This window comes from Nocardioides sp. CCNWLW239, assembly GCF_037137035.1.
In the GTDB taxonomy this organism is placed as follows: Bacteria; Actinomycetota; Actinomycetes; order Propionibacteriales; family Nocardioidaceae; genus Nocardioides.
The window spans coordinates 970931-990599 of sequence record NZ_JBBBNW010000001.1 but is presented as its reverse complement, the minus strand read 5'-3'; the positions used below and the strand labels follow the sequence as shown (position 1 = coordinate 990599).

General features: G+C 69.2%; 19 protein-coding genes. 11 read left to right on the top strand and 8 right to left on the bottom strand.

The genetic code is table 11. The features are described 5' to 3' along the window. Positions 1-46: 46 nt before the first annotated feature. Together WBG06_RS04795 and WBG06_RS04790 are read left to right on the top strand one after the other, a co-directional pair. Positions 47-370 (top strand): histone-like nucleoid-structuring protein Lsr2, encoded by a 324-nt coding sequence (locus WBG06_RS04795; RefSeq protein ID WP_336735377.1) that lies wholly within the window; start codon positions 47-49, stop codon positions 368-370. Positions 371-596: 226 nt separating this feature from the next. Then, positions 597-3173, top strand: coding sequence for an ATP-dependent Clp protease ATP-binding subunit (locus tag WBG06_RS04790; protein ID WP_336735376.1), 2577 nt, complete (start codon positions 597-599; stop codon positions 3171-3173). Positions 3174-3290: 117 nt separating this feature from the next. Here the strand turns inward: WBG06_RS04790 and WBG06_RS04785 are convergent, their stop codons facing one another. Then, positions 3291-4157, bottom strand: a complete 867-nt coding sequence (locus WBG06_RS04785) for an A/G-specific adenine glycosylase (protein WP_336735375.1) — start codon at positions 4155-4157, stop codon at positions 3291-3293. A gap of 80 nt (positions 4158-4237) precedes the next feature. Between WBG06_RS04785 and WBG06_RS04780 the strand changes: the two genes are divergently transcribed. Then, positions 4238-4951: a hypothetical protein gene (locus WBG06_RS04780; RefSeq protein WP_336735374.1), complete on the top strand. Its 714-nt coding sequence runs from the start codon at positions 4238-4240 to the stop codon at positions 4949-4951. Positions 4952-5096: 145 nt separating this feature from the next. Here WBG06_RS04780 and disA read toward each other — a convergent pair whose 3' ends face one another. Further along, on the bottom strand, positions 5097-6179 hold the full coding sequence (disA, locus tag WBG06_RS04775; RefSeq protein ID WP_336735373.1) for a DNA integrity scanning diadenylate cyclase DisA: 1083 nt from the start codon (positions 6177-6179) through the stop codon (positions 5097-5099). A gap of 88 nt (positions 6180-6267) precedes the next feature. After that, positions 6268-7653, bottom strand: coding sequence for a DNA repair protein RadA (radA, locus tag WBG06_RS04770; RefSeq protein ID WP_336735372.1), 1386 nt, complete (start codon positions 7651-7653; stop codon positions 6268-6270). A 123-nt stretch (positions 7654-7776) separates the two neighbouring features. Here radA and WBG06_RS04765 point away from each other — a divergent pair, with 123 nt between their 5' ends. Both WBG06_RS04765 and WBG06_RS04760 read left to right on the top strand, forming a co-directional pair. After that, entirely contained in the window at positions 7777-8814 is a 1038-nt protein-coding gene (locus WBG06_RS04765) for a LacI family DNA-binding transcriptional regulator (protein WP_336735371.1), read from the top strand. A gap of 28 nt (positions 8815-8842) precedes the next feature. Further along, positions 8843-10012 (top strand): NAD(P)/FAD-dependent oxidoreductase, encoded by a 1170-nt coding sequence (locus tag WBG06_RS04760; RefSeq protein WP_336735370.1) that lies wholly within the window; start codon positions 8843-8845, stop codon positions 10010-10012. Positions 10013-10017: 5 nt separating this feature from the next. Here WBG06_RS04760 and WBG06_RS04755 read toward each other — a convergent pair whose 3' ends face one another. The 4 genes from WBG06_RS04755 to WBG06_RS04740 all read right to left on the bottom strand — a co-directional run bounded on the left by WBG06_RS04755 (position 10018) and on the right by WBG06_RS04740 (position 13047). Further along, positions 10018-10782, bottom strand: a complete 765-nt coding sequence (locus WBG06_RS04755; protein ID WP_336735369.1) for a M15 family metallopeptidase — start codon at positions 10780-10782, stop codon at positions 10018-10020. 65 nt (positions 10783-10847) lie between these two features. Continuing rightward, the gene (locus WBG06_RS04750; RefSeq protein ID WP_336735368.1) at positions 10848-11669 is read right to left on the bottom strand and encodes a class I SAM-dependent methyltransferase; all 822 of its coding nucleotides are present in this window, start codon (positions 11667-11669) and stop codon (positions 10848-10850) included. After that, positions 11558-12214, bottom strand: a complete 657-nt coding sequence (locus WBG06_RS04745; RefSeq protein ID WP_336735367.1) for a VOC family protein — start codon at positions 12212-12214, stop codon at positions 11558-11560. The genes WBG06_RS04750 and WBG06_RS04745 overlap by 112 nt, the downstream gene beginning before the upstream one ends. A 71-nt stretch (positions 12215-12285) precedes the next feature. Next, entirely contained in the window at positions 12286-13047 is a 762-nt protein-coding gene (locus WBG06_RS04740) for a hypothetical protein (protein WP_336735366.1), read from the bottom strand. 282 nt (positions 13048-13329) lie between these two features. On the opposite strand from WBG06_RS04740, the gene WBG06_RS04735 reads away from it, so the two are divergent. The 6 genes from WBG06_RS04735 to WBG06_RS04710 all read left to right on the top strand — a co-directional run bounded on the left by WBG06_RS04735 (position 13330) and on the right by WBG06_RS04710 (position 18467). Next, positions 13330-13776 carry a hypothetical protein gene (locus WBG06_RS04735; RefSeq protein ID WP_336735365.1) on the top strand — a complete coding sequence of 149 codons (447 nt, stop codon included), beginning with the start codon at positions 13330-13332 and terminating at the stop codon, positions 13774-13776. Next, a complete protein-coding gene (locus tag WBG06_RS04730) occupies positions 13773-14105 on the top strand; it encodes a hypothetical protein (protein WP_336735363.1) in 333 nt (110 codons plus the stop codon). The genes WBG06_RS04735 and WBG06_RS04730 overlap by 4 nt, the downstream gene beginning before the upstream one ends. A gap of 268 nt (positions 14106-14373) precedes the next feature. Continuing rightward, entirely contained in the window at positions 14374-15636 is a 1263-nt protein-coding gene (locus tag WBG06_RS04725) for an MFS transporter (RefSeq protein WP_336735362.1), read from the top strand. Positions 15637-15698: 62 nt separating this feature from the next. Continuing rightward, a complete protein-coding gene (locus WBG06_RS04720; protein ID WP_336735361.1) occupies positions 15699-16640 on the top strand; it encodes a Ppx/GppA phosphatase family protein in 942 nt (313 codons plus the stop codon). Between the two features lie 10 nt (positions 16641-16650). Then, positions 16651-17409 carry a sugar phosphate isomerase/epimerase family protein gene (locus WBG06_RS04715; protein WP_336735360.1) on the top strand — a complete coding sequence of 253 codons (759 nt, stop codon included), beginning with the start codon at positions 16651-16653 and terminating at the stop codon, positions 17407-17409. A 242-nt stretch (positions 17410-17651) separates the two neighbouring features. After that, positions 17652-18467, top strand: coding sequence for a hypothetical protein (locus WBG06_RS04710; RefSeq protein ID WP_336735359.1), 816 nt, complete (start codon positions 17652-17654; stop codon positions 18465-18467). On the opposite strand, the gene WBG06_RS04705 is transcribed toward WBG06_RS04710, so the two are convergent. Next, entirely contained in the window at positions 18458-19669 is a 1212-nt protein-coding gene (locus WBG06_RS04705) for an MFS transporter (protein WP_336735358.1), read from the bottom strand. The two genes, WBG06_RS04710 and WBG06_RS04705, sit on opposite strands and share 10 nt — an antisense overlap.

Here is a 19669-nt window from a genome sequence, read left to right as displayed (position 1 = left end):
CCTATATTCGGCCCGTTTCCGGGTGAAGAGCAGTGAAGGTAGGAACATGGCAAAGAAGGTTCAGATCATCCTCGAGGATGACATCGACGGCTCGGAAGCCGCTGAGACGGTGTCTTTCGCCCTGGACGGCACGTCCTACGAGATTGATCTCAGCGATGCCAATGCGGCAAAGCTTCGTGATTCTCTCGCCCTCTTCATCGGACACGCGCAGAAGGTGAGCGGCCGGCGCGCCGGCGCCAAGAAGGCGGCGGCCTCCGGTGGGGCGACCCCGAAGGTCATGCGCGAGTGGGGCAAGGCCAACGGTTACTCCGTCCCCGACCGCGGCCGCATTCCGGCCGATGTGCGAGCGGCTTTCGAAGCGGCACACTGACCGACCGTCTCGTCGCACCGAACGACCGGCTGTCGCGCCCGCACGGGCGTGACAGCCGGCTTTGCGTGTGGTCGGCTCCAGGTCGGCCGGAGGTCGGCACCCGTCCGGCGTACGGCACGCTTGTTCGCTCTCAGCGCACGGATCGCGCTGTGTTGTCGGGAACGCGTAGGCTGTCTGAGGGGTTGAATCTTGGTGACGCCCCAGAATTCTTAGGAGAGATGCGTACATGTTCGAGCGGTTCACTGACCGAGCCCGCCGGGTGGTCGTGCTGGCCCAGGAAGAGGCCCGCATGCTCTCCCACAACTACATCGGGACCGAGCACATCCTGCTCGGCCTGATCCACGAGGGCGAGGGCGTCGCGGCCAAGGCCCTGGAGTCCCTCGACATCTCGCTCGAGGCGGTGCGCAACCAGGTCGAGGAGATCATCGGCCAGGGTCAGCAGGCGCCGTCCGGCCACATCCCGTTCACGCCGCGTGCCAAGAAGGTGCTCGAGCTGTCGCTGCGCGAGGCGCTGCAGCTCGGCCACTCCTACATCGGCACCGAGCACATCCTGCTCGGTCTGATCCGTGAGGGCGAGGGCGTCGCCGCCCAGGTGCTGCAGAAGCTCGGCGCCGACCTCAACCGGGTCCGCCAGCAGGTCATCCAGCTGCTCTCGGGCTTCCAGGGCAAGGAGGGCCAGGCCACCTCGGGTGCCACCGCGACGGCCGGCACGACCTCGACCGAGGCTCCTTCCTCCAGCCTCGTGCTCGACCAGTTCGGCCGCAACCTGACCCAGGACGCGCGTGAGGGCAAGCTCGACCCGATCATCGGTCGCGAGGGTCAGATCGAGCGCGTCATGCAGGTGCTCTCGCGGCGTACGAAGAACAACCCGGTCCTCATCGGCGAGCCCGGCGTCGGCAAGACGTCGATCGTCGAGGGCCTGGCCCAGGACATCGTCAAGGGCACCGTCCCGGAGACGCTCAAGGACAAGCAGATCTACACGCTCGACCTGGGTGCGCTCGTCGCCGGCTCGCGCTACCGCGGTGACTTCGAGGAGCGCCTCAAGAAGGTGCTCAAGGAGATCAAGACCCGCGGCGACATCGTGCTGTTCATCGACGAGATCCACACCCTCGTCGGCGCCGGTGCGGCCGAGGGCGCCATCGACGCGGCCTCGATCCTGAAGCCGATGCTGGCGCGTGGTGAGCTGCAGACCATCGGTGCGACCACGCTGGACGAATACCGGAAATACCTGGAGAAGGACGCCGCTCTCGAGCGCCGCTTCCAGCCGATCCAGGTGCCGGAGCCGTCGATCGCGGTCGCGATCGAGATGCTCAAGGGCATCCGTGACCGCTACGAGGCCCACCACCGGGTGACCATCACCGACGAGGCGCTGGTCTCCGCGGTGACCCTGGCCGACCGCTACATCTCCGACCGGTTCCTGCCCGACAAGGCGATCGACCTGATCGACGAGGCCGGCTCGCGCCTGCGCATCCGCCGGATGACGGCCCCGGCCGACCTGCGGGAATACGACGACAAGATCGCCGACGTGCGCCAGCGCAAGGAGGCCGCGATCGACGGCCAGGACTTCGAGGCGGCTGCCCGTCTGCGCGACGAGGAGAAGCAGCTCATCGCGAAGAAGGCCGAGCGTGAGAAGGCCTGGCGTGCCGGCGACATGGACGAGGTCGCCGAGGTCGACGAGGAGCTGATCGCCGAGGTTCTGGCCGTGGCGACCGGCATCCCGATGGTGCAGGTCAACGAGGAGGAGTCCCAGCGCCTGCTGCGCATGGAGGACGAGCTCCACAAGCGCGTCATCGGTCAGGACGAGGCGGTCAAGGCGCTCTCGCGTGCCATCCGGCGCACGCGTGCCGGTCTGAAGGACCCGAAGCGCCCCGGCGGTTCGTTCATCTTCGCCGGCCCGTCCGGTGTCGGTAAGACCTGGCTGTCCAAGACGCTCGCCGAGTTCCTCTTCGGGGACGAGGACGCGCTGATCCAGCTCGACATGTCGGAGTTCGGCGAGAAGCACACCGTCTCGCGGCTCTTCGGTTCGCCTCCGGGCTACGTCGGCTACGAGGAGGGCGGCCAGCTCACCGAGAAGGTGCGCCGCAAGCCGTTCTCCGTGGTGCTCTTCGACGAGGTCGAGAAGGCCCACCCGGACATCTTCAACTCGCTGCTGCAGATCCTGGAGGAAGGTCGCCTGACCGACTCCCAGGGCCGCGTGGTCGACTTCAAGAACACCGTCATCATCATGACCACCAACCTCGGCACGAGGGACATCGCGAAGTCGGTCAACCTGGGCTTCTCCCAGGCCAACGACGCCGCGGGCTCCTACGAGAAGATGAAGTCCAAGGTCTCCGACGAGCTCAAGCAGCACTTCCGTCCTGAGTTCCTCAACCGTGTCGACGAGGTCATCGTGTTCCCGCCGCTGTCGCAGGAGCAGATCATCGCGATGGTCGACAACATGATCGCCGCCGTCGAGATCCGGCTCAAGGACCGCGACATGGGCATCGAGCTCACCACCGCCGCGAAGAAGGTCCTCGCCGAGCGTGGTTTCGACCCGGTCCTGGGCGCTCGCCCGCTGCGCCGCACGGTGCAGCGCGAGCTCGAGGACGTGCTCGCCGAGAAGATGCTCTACGGCGACATCGGCCCCGGCGAGATCGTGCTGGTCGACGTCGAGGGCGAGGGTCCTGCGGCGACGTTCACCTTCACCGGCCAGAAGCGCTCCGTGGTCCCGGACGTACCGCCGCTGGAGGGTGCGACCGTGTCCGATATCGAGCTCCCCGACCAGGATGAGCCGGTGAGCAAGGACAAGCCCGAAGGCGAATAACGCCGAGTAGTCACTTATCGACGCCGAGCGGTCAGAAATCTGGCCGCTCGGCGTCGTCGTTTTCCCGGATCTTTTCAGAAATTGACCTTTCGCGGTCGATAACTGACTTCTCGGCGGTTAGGGGAGCGCGTACGTGTCGGCGGACACTTTCACCACCAGGGCATCTTGCAGGAGGCTTTCCAGGGCTCGTTTGCGTTGGGTCTCGTCGGACCAGACCGCATCCAGACGGCTGCGGTGGACGGGCGAGTCGGCGTCGCGGAGGACGGCCAGGAGGCGGCCGCGGCACTGGCGGTCGGTGCCGGCCCAGGTCTGGACCTTGCGCGGCGGCCCGTCGTACGCGGGGTGGCCGGCGGCGCGCCAGGCGCACAGGTCCGCGACGGGGCAACGGGTGCAGGACGGGTTCGCTGCCGTGCAGACGAGCGCCCCGAGCTCCATGACTGCGACCGACCAGGTGGCAGCGGTGGGCTCGTCCTGGGGGAGTACGCCGGCAGCGAGCTCGCGCTCGGCCTTGTTGACCGACTGTGCGGGGAACTCGACTCCGCTGAGCGTCCTGGCGAAGACGCGGCGAACGTTGGTGTCGAGGACGACGTGACGCTTGCCGTAGGCGAAGGTCGCGATCGCCGCGGCCGTGTAGTCGCCGACGCCGGGGAGTGCGATCAGCTCGTCGTAGGAGTCGGGCACCTCGCCGCCGTGATGTTCGACGATCGCGGTCGCGGCAGCGTGCAGCCGCAGCGCTCTGCGGGGGTAGCCGAGGCGGCCCCAGGCGCGTACGGCCTCGCCGGTCGGCTCCGCGGCCAGATCGGCCGGGGTCGGCCAGCGCTCCAGCCAGGCCGCGTGGACCGGGAGCACGCGGGAGACCGGGGTCTGCTGGAGCATGAACTCGCTGACCATCACCGACCACGGCGTCGCGGTCACGGTGCGCCACGGGAGGTCGCGGGCGTTGGCGTCGTACCAGTCCAGAACGGCGTCGTGGAGTTCGGTCACACCCAGATTGTGCCGTGCGACAGGTATTGCCACGGAGTGGCACCCCGAAACCTGGGCACGGGGTCACTACGGTGTCGCCTATGGCCCGCGCGAGAAGGACTGGAGGACGTCTGCCGGCCTCGGTCTACTGGCGCCGACGGCTGGCGGTGCTCTCGATCGTTCTGCTCCTCATCGTCGGTATCTCGCGTTTCTTCCTCAACGGTTCCGACGGGACGGGCGAGACCGCGACCCCTGTCGCCGACCAGCCCACCGCGACCGTGACGGTCACGCCGACCCCGAGTGCGGAACCGTCGAAGAAGGCGGGCAACGCGGGCGCCCAGCCCAAGAAGCAGAAGAGCAGCGCGCCACCGGAACCGACCGGAGAGTGCTCGCCCTCCGACATCGTCGTCGAGCCCGCCGTCGCCGACGGCTACGCCGAGGACAACGTCACCATCCCGCTCCAGCTGCGCACCGTGAAGGCGTCTGCGTGCACCTGGAAGCTGTCCGCGGACGCGCTCCAGGTGCGGATCTCGCAGAAGGGCGGCGACCTGGTCTGGTCGACGGTCGACTGCCGCAAGGCGGTCCCGACCCGGGAGATCGTCGTACGCCGTGACGTCGTCACCACGCTGCCCCTGACCTGGTCCGGCCGCCGCGTCGTCGCCGGCGAGTGCACCGGTCACGGCCCGTGGGTGAAGCCCAACTTCTTCGTGATCGTCGCTTCCGCCCTCGGTGGCGAGCCGTCCTCGTCCACCTTCGGCCTCTACAAGCCGGGCACCGCCCTGTCGCGTACGGAGCCCGACTCGCCAACCGGCTGACGCGCCGAGCCGTCAGGCAGGTCGGCCGAGGCGTCGGTTAGGTCGGCCGAGACGTCAGCTAGGTCGATCGAGTGGGCTCTGGCTGCCAACTCGGCCGACGGGGGTGACGCTTCGGCCGGCGGGGGTGACGCCTCGGCAGGGAGGGTCAGACGTAGCGCTCGAGAATGGTGGACTCGGCGAGGCGGGAGAGGCCTTCGCGTACGGAACGGGCGCGGAGTTCGCCGACGCCCTCGACGGCCTGCAGGTCGTCGACGCTGGCGGAGAGGAGCTTCTGCAGGGTGCCGAAGTGGTCGACGAGGCGGTCGACGACGGCGGGTGGGAGACGCGGGACCTTCGCGAGGAGGCGGTAGCCGCGCGGGGCGACGGCGCCGTCGAGCGCGTCGGAGGTGGTCAGGCCCAGGACCCGGGCGGTGGCGGCGGGGTCGACGAGCTCGGCCGAGTTGAGCGCCTCGAGCTCGGCCAGCAGCTCTTCGGGCGACCGCGCACGGCGGCCGCGCGGAAGGTAGTCACGGATGACCATCTCGCGCTCCGCGTCGACGCCGGTGATGAGCTCCTCCAGCTGGAGGGACAGCAGCCGGCCGTCGGTGCCGAGCTCGAGCACGTAGTCCTCGATCTCGCGGGCGATGCGGGTGACCATCTCGAGACGCTGAGCGACCACGGCGACGTCGCGCACGGTCACCAGGTCCTCGATCTCCAGCGCCGACAGCGTGGAGGCCACCTCGTCGAGGCGCAGCTTGTAGCGCTCGAGGGTCGCCAGCGCCTGGTTGGCGCGGGAGAGGATCTGGCCGGAGTCCTCCAAGACGTGGCGGGTCTCCCCGACGTACGCAGCGATGATCTGCATCGACTGGGACACCGAGATCACCGGGTGACCGGTCTGCTTCGCGACCCGGTCGGCGGTGCGGTGGCGGGTGCCGGTCTCGGTCGAGGGGATGGTGTGGTCGGGCATGAGGTGGACGGCAGCCTGCACGATGCGACTCAGCGAGTCGTCGACGATGATCGCGCCGTCCATCTTGGCGAGCTCGCGCAGGCCGGTGGAGGTGAACGGTACGTCGAGCGTGAAGCCGCCGGTGGAGATCGCGTCGACCATCTTGTCGTAGCCGAGCACGATCAGCGCGCCGGTGCGGCCTCGAAGGATGCGCTCGAGCCCGTCACGCAGCGGTGTTCCGGGCGCGATCAGAGCGAGCGTCTCGCGCAGTCGGATGGAATCCGCGGTGCGGTCGGCGGGCACGAGAGTCCTTTCGGAGTGGGATGAGGTGATTCTAGCCGTGGATCCAACCGTAATGCCGAGAACGATCTGCCACGAGTCACCACGATGACTACGCCAAGCGGAGGAATTCCAGGGCAGAACTGATGCTGTGTACCTCAAAAACGCGCATCCCGTCGACATCGCGCTCGTTGGGGCGGTTGGGCACCGGGGCTCCCGGGTCGGCCGGGACGACCGCGACGGTGAAGCCGAGCCGTGCCGCCTCGGAGAGCCGCTGGTCGAGGTCGCGCACTCGGCGCAGCTCGCCGGCCAGGCCGATCTCGCCGAGCGCCACCACCCCGCGCGGCGTCGGCGTGCCGGTGTGGCTCGAGGCGACCGCGAGCGCCATCGCCAGGTCGGCGGCGGGGTCGCTGATCCGCGCTCCGCCGACGGTGGAGGCGAACACGTCGCGGCCCGAGAGACCGACCCGCGCGTGGCGCTGCAGCACGGCGAGGATCATCGCGAGTCGAGATCCGTCCAGCCCCGAGGTCGTGCGTTTTGCCCGTTCCTCCGCGCCCAGCACGGTCAGCGCCTGGATCTCGGCGAGCAGCGGCCGGCGCCCCTCCATCGTCACGGTGACACAGGTGCCGGGGACCGAGACGTGATGGGTCTCCACGAAGAGGCCCGACGGGTCGGTGACCGCGACGATGCCTTCCGAGGACAGGTCGAAGCAGCCCACCTCGTCCACCGGGCCGAAGCGGTTCTTCATGGCCCGCACCATCCGGAACCGGGAGTCGCGGGCGCCCTCGAAGTGGAGGACCACGTCGACCAGGTGCTCCAGCACGCGCGGCCCGGCGATCGCGCCGTCCTTGGTGACGTGGCCGACCACCACGGTGGTGATGTTGCGGGTCTTGGCGACCCGGATCAGCGCCGCCGCGACCTCGCGCACCTGGGTCACGCCACCGGGAACGCCTTCCACCCCGGAGGCGCCGATGGTCTGCACCGAGTCGACCACGATCAGGTCGGGCCGGGTCTCCTCGATATGGGTCAGCACGGCGCCGAGGTCGGTCTCGGCGGCGAGATAGAGCTCGTCCTGGATCGCGTTGGTCCGGTCCGCCCGCAGGCGCACCTGCGAGGCGGACTCCTCGCCCGTCACGTACAGCGCGCGCCGCCCGTAGCGGGCCGTCTGCGCCGCCACCTCGAGCAGCAGCGTGGACTTCCCGACGCCGGGCTCGCCGGCGAGCAGGATCGCCGCGCCCGGCACCAGCCCGCCACCGAGGACCCGGTCGAGCTCCGGCACTCCTGACGTACGCCGCTCCGACTCGGTCACCGACACCGTCCCGATCGGGACTGCCGCGGTGGAGACCGGAGCGGCCTGCGTACGTCCGACCGGGGCCGCCGCCTCGGCGACCGACCCCCACGCTTGGCACTCGCCGCAGCGACCGACCCACTTCCCGGTCTCCCAGCCGCACTCCGAGCAGCGGTAGGTGGCGCGTTTGGACGAGCGAGCGGTAGCCATGGCCAGCAACCTAGACCACGGCACCGACAAGGAATGGGCCCGATAGCATCCGGGGAGGCCAGCAGTCGTTACCATGGCTTGGAACGATCCAGAGTTCCACATCGGCATCAAGGGAGGCAGAGCGTGGCGGTGCCGCGTTCCGGCGGTCATATCTCGGCCGCTCCGCCGACCCTGGCGGACGTCGCGGAGCTGGCCGGCGTGTCCCGGCAGACGGTCTCCAACGCGGTCAACAACCCCGACCTGCTGCGTGCCGACACCCTGGCCCGGGTGCAGGACGCGATCGACAAGCTCGGCTACCAGCCCAACCGCGCCGCGCGCAGCCTCCGCACGCGAGCGAGCCACCTGATCGGTCTCCGGATGCCCGCCCTCCAGGAGGGCACCGCCAACGCGATGATGGACCGGTTCGTGCACACCTTCGTCGAGGCCGCGGCCGAGACCGGCTACCACGTGCTCCTCTTCTACGGCGACCCCGCCGACCCCCTCGACGGCTACGACGAGCTGCTCCGGTCGACCGCGGTCGACGCGTTCGTGGTGACCGACACCCACCTCGGTGGTCAGCAGACGACCTGGCTGCAGTCCCGGCGGGCCAGGTTCGTGAGCTTCGGTCGACCCTGGACCCAGCCCGACGCCAAGCATCCCTGGGTCGACGTCGACCTCGCCTACGGAGCCGAGATCGCCACCGAGCACCTGATCGAGCGCGGCCACTCCAAGATCGCCTGGATCGGCTGGCACAAGGACTCGCTGCTGGGCGAGGAGCGGCGCAGCGGCTGGATCCACGCGATGCACACCCACGGCCTCTCGACCACGGGGCTGGCCTCGCGCACCGAGGACTCGATCAGCTCGGGCAAGGCCGCCGCCGACGCGATCCTCGACGAGACCGAGCCGACAGCGCTCGTCTGCGCCTCGGACACGCTCGCCATGGGCGTGCTCCACTCCCTCTTCGAACGACGGCTCCGGCTCGGTGAGGACATCGCGGTCGTCGGCTTCGACGACTCCCAGGTCGCGCAGACGGTGCCGCCGGGCATCACCTCCGTACGTCCTCCGCTGGAGGAGGCCGCCCGCGAGCTGGTCAAGGCGCTCGAGGAGCTGCTCGCGACTCCTTCCTACGCCGCCCCGGGCGTGATGCTGAAACCCGTCCTCACCGTGCGAGGGTCTTCCTAGTTCACCGGTTCCGAGCGACGATGGCGTCATGGGAAGCGCGGACATCACAGACATCGTCGTCATCGGTGCTGGCCTCGCGGCCGTCAGCGCCATCGAGACCCTTCGCGAGGAGGGCTATGACGGTCCCCTGATCCTGGTCGGCAGGGAGCCGGAGCTTCCCTACGAGCGACCACAGCTCTCCAAGGACTTCCTCTCCGGTGCCAAGGAGTTCAAGGTCTCCCACGACGAGGCGTGGTACGCGGAGAAGGACGTGACCGTCCTGGCCGGCACCACCGCCACCGCCCTGGACCTGAACGAGGGGACCGTCGCGCTGGACAGCGGCAAGAAGCTGGCCTTCGGCCGGCTGCTCCTGGCCACCGGCGCCGACCCGAAGACCCCGCCGATCCCGGGCATCGAGAACGCGATGACCCTCCGCACCGTCGAGGACGCCCGCCGTCTCAAGGAGAAGGTCCGTTCCGGGACGCGGGTCGTCCTGGTCGGGGGCGGCTGGATCGGCCTGGAGGTCGCCGCGTCCGTGACCGCGCTGGGCGGCACTGCGGTCGTCCTCGAGGCCGCCGCGCAGCCGCTGCTCACCGTCCTCGGCCCGACGCTCGCCGAGCACGTCGCCGACCTGCACCGTCGCCACGGCGTCGAGATCCACACCGAGACGTCGGTCGAGGCGATCGAGCCGGGCTCCGTACGCACCAGCGCCGGCGAGATCCCCGCCGACGTCGTGCTCGTCGCCGTCGGTGCGGCACCGGCCACCGCCCTGGCCGCGGACGCCGGCCTCGAGGTCGGTGACGGCATCGTGGTCGACGAGAGGCTGCGTACGTCTGATCCGAGGGTCTTCGCCGCAGGCGACGTCGCGCTCGCGAACCACACCGTGCTCGGCCCGCTGCGGGTCGAGCACTGGGACAACGCGATCAAGCAGGGCCGGCTGGCGGCGCGGACGATGCTGGGCAAGGACGGCGCCTACGACTGGCAGCCCTACTTCTTCACCGACCAGTTCGAGTTCTCGATGGAGTACGTCGGCCATTCCGCACCCGAGGACGAGGTGGTCCTCCGTGGCGACACCGACGGTGACGAGTTCATCGCCTACTGGCAGCGCGGCCGCACCGTCACCGCCGGGATGAACGTCGGGATCTGGGACGTCAACGACAAGCTCCGCGAGCTGGTCGGGACCGACGCCGACCCCGACCAGCTCACCGAGTCACCCTGAGCAGCTCAGAAGCACTGCGAGGCGCTGTGGTAGACGCTCGACTGGATGCCGAGGTGGATGTGGTCGCTGTGGTCGGGGTAGCCCGGCCCGAGGACCTGCGGGAACGACTGGCGCGAAGCACGCGCGATGCCGCACATGGTCGTGGCGCTGCTGCCGGGCACCAGATCCATCGCCCGGCCGTAGAGGTGGTTGCTGTTGGAGGCTCCGCCGACCGAGGTGTTGCACGCCCGCGAGCGGTAGGCCGAGGTCACCCGTAGCGGGTTGTCCCCGAGCCGGTGCCGGATCGCCTCCGCGCGCCACATCGCCTGCATCAGGTTGGCCTTGACCTGCGCGATCGTGACCCCGGAGACCGGCGTCGGCCAGCCGCCGTAACAGACGTCGTCGACCTCGCTCCAGGAGAAGTGGATCGGCGTGCAGTCGTCGTCCTGGAGCGCGTAGATCTTGTTGAACGTGTTCGGTCCGGCGACCCCGTCGGCGCTGAGCCCGTAGGCGGCCTGGAAGTTGCGGACCGCGGTCGTCGTCGCAGGGCCGTAGGACCCGTCGATCGAGAAGACCGTACCGGAGGCCGCCCAGCCGGCGACCCGGATCTGCAGCTGGGTGACCGCGCCGCCCGAGGACCCCTGCTGCAGGGTGCCGCTCCAGGTGTAGCAGGCGTCGGCCTGGGCCGGAGCAGCCGTGACGGAGACCGCGGCGAGGGAGGCCGCGACCGTGAGAAGGAGGGTGCCGATGACCGTGCCGAGCCGACGCCCGAGACGTGGGATGTGGTGCATGGTGAAACTCCTTTCCTTGGAAGGAGCTTCAATGGTTACGGGTTTTCCTCAGCGGTGTGAGTGATTCAGAAACGCTTCCACCAGAGATTCACCGCGTAGCCGACGTACGTCCCCTGGTGTTCCTCCAGGATCGCGTCGGCCGTGGCCGGATCGAACTCGATGCGTACGACTGCCTCCAGGTCTGCGCGGGAGGTGAAGGACCAGTCCATGTCGACCGGGACGCGTGTCCAGCCGTGCATCGACCAGAACCGCTCCTGCTCCTCCGGCGGCGGGACCTTCGGGTAGCCACGGCGGAACCACGCGCCGAAGGTCGAGCGGGAGCCGTCGTTGTCGATCACCATCGCCACCCCGCCGCGCCGCATCACCCGGTCGAGCTCACCGAGCCCCGGTTCGGAGCCGGGACCGAAGAAGTACGCCCAGCGGGCGTGCATGACGTCGACCGACGCCGGGGGCAGCGGCAGCCGCTGCGCGAGGCCGTTGTGCACGGTGACGTTCGAGAGCCGTTTCGTACGCCGCCGAGCCAGGGTCACCAGATCCGGATGCGGTTCGATCCCGGTGACCGTGTGGGCCGTCTCGGCGAACTTCGGCAGGTAGAACCCAGTCCCGCAGCCCAGGTCGAGCACGTCGCGCCCGTCCCAGGGCCCGGTCTCGGCCATCGCGGCCCAGAGCCGGCCGTGCGGGTCGAGCGCACGGTTCTCGATCTCGTACGTCGCGGTGTGGTTCCAGATGTTGGGGGACGGGATCGCTCCCGTCGCCCCCGGCAGGTCGAGCCTGGTCAGATCCGGACCTCGCCGCGCGGCGTCACGAACTTGGCGGCCAGCAGGCCGGGGGTGCCGTGCTCGGCGACCCAGTCGATGTGGACGTTCTCGGCGGGCTTGCCGGTCCACGGGTCGACGCGCTCCTTCAGCTCGTCGCCGAGGTAGTCCTTGACCCGCTCGGGGTCCCCGGAGATCTCCAGGTCGGTGAGGGTGATGTCGGAGCCGGCGTTGCCGGGGTGGAGCTCCGGGGTCTCCCACTTGATGAAGTAGGGGAGCTGCGGGTCGGCGATCAGGCCGTTGATGCCGATCTGCTGCCAGTGGAGCTCGCGGCCGTCGGGGAGGTGGCGGTTGCCGGGGACCGCCTTGCGGCCGAGCCGCTCCTCGATCGGGGCCATGTCGTCGACGCCGACCACGAAGCCGATCCAGCCGCCGCCGAGTGCCGAGCGGGCCTTGACGGCCTGCCCGAACGGGGCCTTGTCGCTGGCCGGGTGCTCGAGCGCCTCGACGACCTCGAGGTAGAGGCCGCCGCGCATCGGGAGGATGAAGTTGCGGGTGCCGAAGCGTGGGTGGACACCACCGTCGACGAACTCCTGGCCGAGCAGCTCACCGAGCTGCTTGGCGGTCTGAGCCAAGCCATCGGGTCCTGCAGCGTACGAAACATGGTCCAGGCGCATGTAACGATTCTGAACTCTCGCTGAGAGGGAGACCAATCCAGGGTCGCTATCTCTTGATATCGAGATACCAATCAGCGGGGGCTGGCGGGATGGAGGGCCAGCGCGGACCTCGACCGGACGTGCGCCTCGCAGTGGCGGACGAGCTCGGCGTACGCCGCCTTGCCCATCAGCTCGGTCAGCTCGGGCGCGTTGGAGACATAGACGGGTTCGACGGCGACATGGGCCTCGGTGTTGCCGGAGCAGTACCAGTCCAGGTCGTGCCCGCCCGGACCCCAGCCGCGCCGGTCGTACTCGGTGATCGTCACCTCGGTGTAGGTCGTCCCGTCGGTCAGCTCGACGTCCCGGAACGTACGCCGGATCGGCAGCTGCCAGCACACGTCCGGCTTCGTCTCGAAGTGCTCCCGGCCCTCCCGGGCGGCCAGGATGTGCAGCGCGCACCCCGATCCGCCGGGGAAGTCCGGCCGGTTGGCCAGCACGCACGACTCCTGCCCGCGGAACTCCGTCACGCGCGTCTTCCGCTCGCCGTCCTCGTCCAGCTCGACCCAGTCGTCGGTCCCCACCTTGCGCCCCGGGTGCTGCTCCCAGATCTCCGGCGTCAGCTCGGCGACGAACCCCGCCGTCCGCGCCTCGTCCTCCCCGTCGGCGAAGTGCGCCCCGAGGGTGCAGCACCCCACGTCCGGCGAGCTCTTGAACATCCCCGGGCAGCCGTTGCCGAAGATGCACGAGTAGGCCGACGTCAACCACGTCAGGTCGCAGCGCATCCGCTCGTCCGGGTCGTCGGGGTTGACGAACTCCACCCACGCGCGCGGGAAATCCAGGGGTACCTCAGGCACTGGGCAAGCCTACGTTGCGGAGCGTTGTCAGTCAGGTCGGAGTGGCGGCCTCCGCGCCGAACTCAGATCGTGGTCCCGTACGGCCCAGGTGCGAGTGACGCGGTCGTATCTTGGCGCCCTCGACCCATGGCGTGAGGATGAGGAACAGGGATCCAGGGTGCCGGGCCGCTACTACAGAGGGTCCTGCCTTGTGAATCCTTCACAAGGCAGGACTCGATGCGGTCTACTACAACGGCGACAGCGTCGAGTCAGCCGCCGGTCGTACGTCGAGGCGAAAGGGTCATGATGGGCGTCGAGTCCGCTGTGTACCGCGTCATTCCTGCCGACGGGACTTCTGAACAGCAGGTCTCCGCTTTGCTAGACGCCGGCGCGGAGAGGCGAGGAGAAAGTCGCCTCGTGCTCCGAGGGCGGCGTTATTGGATCGACTCGGAGGTCGGCGTTCCGGCCCCTTCAATTGGTCTGCGGGTGTCGTTCAGCAATCCGGTCGACGTCGTCCCTGAGATCCGTCGAGTCTTTGGGGTCATCGCCAGTGCGGGCAGCGGTGACGTCGTCGATCCCACGGCGAAAAGGCGCTTCAGCGTCGACGATGCCGCAAAGGTCGAACAGCTGCTCGCGGACTACGTTCGCCGGCGGGAGCTGTTTCAGCGGCATTTCGGGCCTTTCGAAGTCGCGGTCAGTGCTGGTGACGTGTTCAGGCTGATGCGCGAACGCTCGGCGGAACGCCCATGATCCGACAAGAAGTGCTGGATCTCGTTCGGTTCGGCTCTCTGCCATCGGAAGACAGCAGCGACAAGCAGATCGGCGAAGCAGAGACTCTGCTCTCACGGCTGCCGAAGCTGTTGTCGGATGAGGAAGCCAACGCATTGGTGGCCGTCTTCGGGCCAGACGATTGCCACGGCTTGGCCTGGACCCTTCTGCATTTGATCGAGACAGCCCCAAGCGCGCAGAGCGCCTCGTACCACGGCGATGACGACGATCCTTGGATCCGGCTGCTCAACGACCGGGTCGCTTCAATTAAGTCTGACGACGAAAACCGCGGGCGTCCTTCGTATCCGTGATGATCCCGACCGATGAAACCGACGGCGTCTGGCTGATCGTCCACGACCAGGTCTCGGTGCCGCTCGACATCGCCAACGGCACCGGGATGGTCGACCTCGAACCGTGACGGAGACGACTCCGCGGCGATTCCGGACGGGCGAGGCGTACGGCGTATTCTTGTAGGTGCGGAGCATCCGCTCCGTTTCCATCGTGTGTATCACCTCGCGCTGGCCCCGCCGGCGGACCAAGGCGGCACAGAGCCGCGGTTCGCAGCGGGAGGTTCGAGAGATGTCAGGGCAGGGCGAGCAGAGACTGGTTCGCGCCGTGGGGAAGACCTACTTCCCGCTTGCGCTGGTCGCGCGGATGCCGTACGCGATGATGGTCGTCGGTGTGCTGACGCTGGTCGTCGCGGGCCGCGACTCGCTGGCGCTCGGCGGGCTGAACTCGGCCCTGGTGGGCATCGGCGCCGCGACGTGCGGCCCGCTGCTCGGCGCGGCTGTCGACAGGTTCGGTCAGCGCCCGGTCCTGCTGGTGATCAGTGTCCTCAGCAGTGCCGCGCTGGGTGCGATGACCTGGGTCGTCTACAGCCCGCTGCCGGACGCCGCCGTGCTGGCCGTCGCCTTCCTGGTCGGTGCGACCGCGCCCCAGATCGCGCCGCTGTCGCGGTCCCGGCTGGTCGCGATCATCTCCGCGCACATCGTCCCCGGGCGTCGCGTCCGCGTGCTCAACTCGACGATGGCCTACGAGTCGGCGGCCGACGAGATCGTCTTCATCGTCGGGCCGGTCGTCGCCGGCGTCCTCGCCGTCGCGATCGACCCGTGGGCGCCGGTCGCCGGTGCCGCGGCGATGACCCTGGTCTTCGTCTCCGCCTTCGCCCTCCACCCGAGCGCCGCGACCGCACAGGCAACTGCCGGACGTACGCCGGCCGCGGGCCCCGCGCGCGAGCTCGCCCGCCCGGGCTTGGTCGTCGTCGTGGTCGGCATCCTCGGCGTCGGCCTCTTCTTCGGATCGATGCTCACCTCGCTGACCGCGTTCATGGCCGACCACGGCCGCCCCGAGGAGGCGGGCCTGGTCTACGCCGCGATGGGCGTCGGATCGGCCGCGCTCGCGCTGAGCGTCGCCGCCTTCCCGGTGGGCTTCACCGCAGCCGCGCGCTGGCTGGTCTTCGGCGGTGTGATGCTCGCCGGTGCGCTCGCGCTGCCGGGCGTCTCCTCGGTGACTGGGATGATGCTCGCGCTGCTCGTCATCGGCATCGGGATCGGGCCGACGCTGGTGACCCAGTACGGCCTCGGTGCCCGCCGCAGCCCGGTCGGTCGCTCGGCCACCGTGATGACGATGCTCGGCTCTGCGGTGATCCTCGGTCAGTCCCTCGCCTCCGCCGCCACCGGCGAGATCGCCGAACGCTGGGGCACCGGGACGGCCCTGCTCATGCCGGCCGCAGCGGCGCTCGTCGTGGTCCTCGCGGGAGCGGTCAACGCCCGGATCGGTGAGCGGACCGCGCCGGTGACGGCCCCCGGTCTCGAGCCTGTCGCGGCGAGCTCCAGCCGCTGAAAAATCGCTCGGAGAGCAGTCTTCGGGCAACGGCGTGGGCGCGGCGAAGTAGCGTAGACCCTATGCGTCTGGGCGTACTCGACATCGGATCGAACACGGGACACCTGCTCGTGGTCGACGCCCACGGCGGGGCTGCCCCGCTGCCGGCGTACTCGTTCAAGCAGCCGTTGCGACTGGCGGAGCACCTCGACGACACCGGCGACGTGACCGAGGCCGGGATCGAGGCGCTGACCACGTTCACCCGCGAGTCCGTGGCGGTCGCGGAGGAGAAGGGCGTCTCGGAGATGCTCGCGTTCGCCACCTCGGCGGTGCGCGATGCCGGCAACTCCCAGCAGGTCCTCGACCGCGTCCACGCGGCGACCGGGGTCGAGATAGAGGTCCTCCCCGGCGACGACGAGGCGAGGCTGACCTTCCTGGCCGTACGCCGCTGGTTCGGCTGGTCGGCCGGCCGGTTGGCCGTCTTCGACATCGGCGGCGGCTCCCTGGAGATCGCGGCCGGGCTCGACGAGCAGCCGTACGTCGCCTGGTCGCTGCCGCTCGGTGCGGGCCGGCTCGCGCGCACCTATGCCGGTGACCGGCCCACGGAGGAGGAGCTGCGGGAGATGCGCCGCACCATCCGGGCCTCGATCGCCGAGGACGCGGGCAAGGTCCTGCGCGGCGGCCGGCCCGACATGGCGGTGGCGACCTCGAAGACGTTCCGGTCGCTGGCTCGGATCTGCGGTGCCGCGCCGAGCGGCGAGGGCCTGCGGGTGCGCCGCCAGCTGCAGCTGGCCGAGCTGAGCACGTGGATCCCCAAGCTGGTGGAGATGTCGCTCGAGGAGCTCGCCGAGCTGCCCGGTGTCAGCCCGTCGCGGGCCCATCAGATCGTCCCCGGTGCGCTGGTCGCCGAGGCGTGCCTCGACATCTTCGACCTGCCGGCCTTCGAGATCTGCCCCTGGGCGCTGCGTGAGGGGCTGATCCTCGACCGCCTCGACCACCTGTCCTTCATCAGCAGCCCTGAGTAGGAGGCCCGCGATGATCGCGCTGTCGACCGTCTCGACCTATCCCGAATCGACCGCCCAGGGGTTCGCCTACGCGGCCGAGGTGGGCTATGACGGTGTCGAGGTGATGGTCGGGATCGACGCGCTCTCCCAGCAGACCCACGCGATCAAGCAGCTCTCCGAGCACCACGGCCTGCCGGTCGTCGCGATCCACGCCCCGACGTTGCTGTTCACCCAGCAGGTCTGGGGGTTCGAGCCCTGGGGCAAGCTCGAGCGCTCCGCGGAGATGGCCGTCGAGGTCGGGGCAGGGGTGGTCGTCGTCCATCCGCCGTTCCGATGGCAGCGCGAGTATGCGGCCGGTTTCGTGGAGGGGATCGCCACCCTGGAACGCTCGACGGGCCTGCGGTTCGCGGTGGAGAACATGTATCCGTGGCGGGCCGCCAAGCGCTCCACCCAGATGTATCTGCCGCACTGGGACCCCTCGACCGAGCCCTACGCCAACACCACCATCGACCTCTCGCACGCCGCCATCGCCGGCGACGACGTCATCGAGATGGCCAAGCGCCTCGGGCCGAGCCTGCGACACATCCATCTCACCGACGGCACCGGTTCGGCCAAGGACGAGCACCTCGTGCCCGGGCGCGGACACATGGGCGCCGACAAGTTCCTGCACTACCTCGCATCCTCGGGGTTCGAGGGCGACATCGTCCTGGAGATCAGCACCCGCAAGGCCGGCCGGCTCGCCGACCTGCGCGAGTCGCTCGAGTTCGCGCGGGAGCACTTCCGGGCGTGACACACTCTGTCGACAGACTTGGGGAGTCATGACTGATCCAGAAGTTCGCTATCGCTCATTGGTGAGCGCGGACTCCGGGAGCATCGGCGGGATTGTCAGTGGTTCGAAGCGTGATCATCGTCCTGGGGCTGATCCTGGGCCTGGGTGGGTGTGGAGATTCCGGCTCTACGGTTGAGGCGAGTTGGCCGGCCGTGGGGGAGGCGGCTCCCATTGATGGCCTCGTCTGGGCTGACGGATCGACCGTGCATCTTCCGGACGGGTCAGACATCGCCACGGAGGATCCGATCAGTGCCTACGCCGTCGTCGGCGGTGGCGTGGTGTTCCAGACCCCTGGTGACGATGAGCTCTACTGGGCCGATGGTTCTGGCACCCGGGGTCTCGGCGTGAAGGCCCATACGACGGTGTCGTTGATCGAGGCGTCACCGGACGGCCGCTACCTGGCCTACGCCGATGTCACCGAGGATCCCGACACGATCGAAGCGGTGGTCGTCGACTTCACCACCGGCGAGGAGATCGTCCGAAGCGATGAGGGATTCACGACCTCGGGGGATCAGGCCGATGCGTACGAGGAGATCGAGCCCGGCCTGATCGCGGTCGACGACGAGACGGCGTGGTTTCGGACGCTGGACGGCGATGTCGCCTATTCGCTGGCCACGGGTGCGCGGAGCGAGGTGCCCGAGGGGGAGAAGCCGTGGCAGCCGCATGGCGGCGATGCGTACGGGGTCTGGAACCCCAGCCACACCTGGGAGGCTGTCGGGGAGAAGGGCGAGGCTGGACGGCTGGTCGGTCCGGATGGCGCCGAGCTGGTTCCGCCGGACGGTGGCAGCGTGATCATGATCGGAGACTCCGAGTGGGGCGGTCTCTGGTTCGACGACAACACCCGGCTCGGGCGGCTGAAGAGTGGCTCGGGGATCTCGTTGTTGGCCTGCAGGGTGGACCACGTGGAGTGTGTGGCGGTGCCCGGCACCGAGTCTCCTCAGGGCCGGCCGGTGACGTCGCGGGTCGCTGACGATGACCAGGATCCGATCGTGCTGCCGCAGAGCCACCACTACGACTGATCGCGGGTCACGATCGCGGACCACGTCAAGGAGATCAGGGCGAGGACGAGGACGGCGGTGACGACACCCCACCAGCCGACGACGTACGCATAGCCGAGCAGCCACCCGAACAGGCTCGAGCCGCCGTAGTAGAAGAGGTTGTAGAGGGCGCTGGCCTGGGCCTTCCCGACCTTCGCGCGGGCGCCGACCCAGCCGGAGGCGACGCCGTGGGCGCCGAAGAAGCCGGTGGTGAGGACGAAGAGGCCGGTCAGGACGATCGCGAGGTTGTCGGGCAGGGTCATCACGACCCCGACGATCGTGATGACGACGCAGGTCAGCATGACCTTTCGCCGCCCGTAGGTGGTGGCCAGGCGGCCGGCGACCGAGGACGACACGGTGCCGCCGAGGTAGGCGAAGAAGATCTGGCTGGAGATCGCGACGGGCAGCCCGAAGGGCTCGCGCTCGAGGCGGAACCCCAGATAGTTGTACGTCGCCACGAACCCGCCCATCAGCAGCGCTGCCTGCCCGTAGAGGACGAGCATGCCGGGGTCACGGAGGTTGGCGATCACCCCTTCACGTACGGAGGTGGTCGGCTTTCCGGTCGGACGGACCCAGCCCTGCGCGCGGGGGATCAGGGTGATCGCGATGACCGCCGCGATCGCGGAGAGGACGCCGCCGGCGGCGACGCCCAAGCGCCAGCCACCGAGGTCGGCGAACGGACCCGTGATGACCCGGCCCAGGAGGCCGCCGACGGTGGTGCCGGAGATGTAGATGGCGGCCGCGAGGCTGACGTGGCGGGGGTGGATCTCCTCGGCCAGGTAGGCGACCGCGAGCGCGGGGACGCCGCCGAGCGCGAGACCTTCGAGGCTGCGCAGCACGAGGAGCGTCGTGAAGCCGGGGGCGAGCGGGGTGAGCAGGCCGAGGACCAGGGAGATCGAGAGCGCGATCTTCATCGCCGGGGCCCGGCCGATCCGGTCGGCGAGCCAGGACCAGCCGAGGACGCTGGTGGCCAGGCCGAGGGTGGCGGTCGAGACGGTGAGCGCCGCGCCCGCCTCGCTGACCTCCATCGCGTGGGCGAGCGTGGGGAGGATGCCCTGGGTGGAGTACATCTGCCCGAAGGCGGCGATCCCGGCGGCGAACAGGCCGATCAGGATCCGCCGGTAGCCGCTGCTGCCGGCATCGTGGCCTACCCATGCGCGGGTCGGGGAGGCATCCAAGGACAT